We start from the raw sequence: 2028 nt of genomic DNA, 5'->3' as shown, positions 1-2028 counted from the left end.
TTCTCATTATGTGTTCACGAAAAATGGCGTCCGGACACTGGTCTGTGCGCATGCAGGAATCAAGGATTCGTTTATCGGCAAGCAATCCGAGGCCATCAGTGATTTTTGCCGATACGGGGATACGGGCGGGTTTGACGACAACGGCAAACCCCTCCGGAAAGACTGGACGGTGGGGCACGAAAATCGTTTGTTAATCGTATGGGGCCATGACCCGAAACCGAAGCCCTTATTGATCAACAATACGATCAATATTGATCAAGGAGTTGTTTTCGGCGGCGAATTGACAGCTTACCGCTATCCGGAAAGGACTTTTGTGTCTGTTAAGGCAAAGAAAGATTATTCCGGAGCCATTGATAATCCACTAGCTGAGTGGGAAAAAAACCGGTTAAATGCACCGAATATCGCGAAGTTTATAAACGGTTATTCTGTATTGACTGAGCAGTTGAGTGAAGTGAAGATACCACAGGAATTGGTGAAATCGGCAATCGATGCGGTGTCGCATTACACAGTTCCCATCGAGCAATTGGTATATATTCCGCCGACAATGAGCCCAACACCGAAACCATCCGCTTTGCCGCAATATTTGGAGCATCCGAAAGAAGCAATAGAGTATTTCAGAAGTAACGGAATTCACGCAATGATTGCGGAGAAAAAGCATATGGGCAGCAGAGGGATCTTGTTTTTATTTAAAGACAAAGAGACTTCATCAAAACATACTGGCATCGAATCGCTTGGCTGTATTTATACCCGGACCGGAAAACGCTTTTTTGACTACGAAACAGAAGCACGATTGCTTCTACAGTTGAATGGAGAACTAAATAGAATAAATTATTTTAGGGAGCACGATACGGATTATGTGTTGTTAGATGCGGAGATCATGCCGTGGAACTTAAAAGCCAAAGAATTAATCAGCAGCCAATATGCACATGTGGCGGAAAATGCCGTACTTGACCGGTCGCTGCTGAAAGAAAAATTGTCGGCTGCACTTCCGGCGAACAGCGAGTTGCAGAGGTGGCTAGATGAATACGAAGAAAAGCTTGGAAATGCGCTAGACTTTCAAAAAGTCTTTCAGCAATATTGTTGGGACATCGATTCAAGCAAGTCTATCCAGATTGCACCTTTCCATATATTGTCCCACAGCAACGGAACCTTTTTCGACAAACCGCATACATGGCACATGGAAATGAACCGGCAACTTGCCAGCCAATCCGAACTGTTTGTGGAAACGGAATTTAAAGTCATCACTGACCAAGCCAGTGAGGATGAAGTGATTCGTTGGTGGCAGGAGATAACGGAAGACGGGCATGAAGGTATTGTAATCAAACCTGAATTTTATATTGCCCGAAACAAAGGCAAGTTGTTGCAACCGGCCATTAAGGTAAGGGGCCGGAAATACTTGCGTATCATTTACGGTATGGATTATTTGGAGCAGAAAAACCTGGAAAGATTAAAAAATAGGAATACCGGTAAAAAGCAGAAGATGGCCTTGAAAGAATTCGCACTTGGACTCGAGGGCCTTACGCGATATGTAAATGGAGAAACGATTGAGCGGGTTCACGAATGTACTTTAGCCGCATTGGCCATGGAGTCTGACCCGGTCGATCCACGATTATAAACAGTAGAGTATGAACCGAAAGGCACTTCTTGCCTTTCGGTTTTTTGGATATAGAAAAGCAATAAGTAGAAAGGCGTTCGAATGTGATAAATAAGAAGTTTTTAAGTTAGTAGAAGTTGCAAAACACTCTCGATAACTTATGTTAAAAAGCTATGGCATTGCTGGTATAAAAAAAGTTGCTTAAAAAGAAGCATCGGAAGGTATGCAGACCATATGGCTACGTTTGGACTGAGTTTCTTCTATAAAGTCGATCTCCATAAACGATTGTTACTCCTAACTGACTTGAAACCGTTCGTAAAAGTATGTATAAATTCACGAACGTTCGTAAAGTGATTCGATGCCTTTACGAACGTTCTTATGAGCTCTTTTGAACGGTTTTCCAAGCGTTCGCAAAGGTGTACTTTTACGAACGG

General features: G+C 43.1%; 1 pseudogene. It reads left to right on the top strand.

Going from position 1 to position 2028, the window contains the following annotated elements:
• Nucleotides 1–1615 (top strand): annotated as a pseudogene (locus ON064_RS18100) (polynucleotide kinase-phosphatase); the annotation flags it as partial.
• Nucleotides 1616–2028 lie beyond the last annotated feature (413 nt).

It is taken from the genome of Planococcus sp. A6, assembly GCF_028823615.1.
Lineage (GTDB): Bacteria > Bacillota > Bacilli > Bacillales_A > Planococcaceae > Planococcus.
This window is presented reverse-complemented; position numbering and strand designations above follow the sequence as displayed.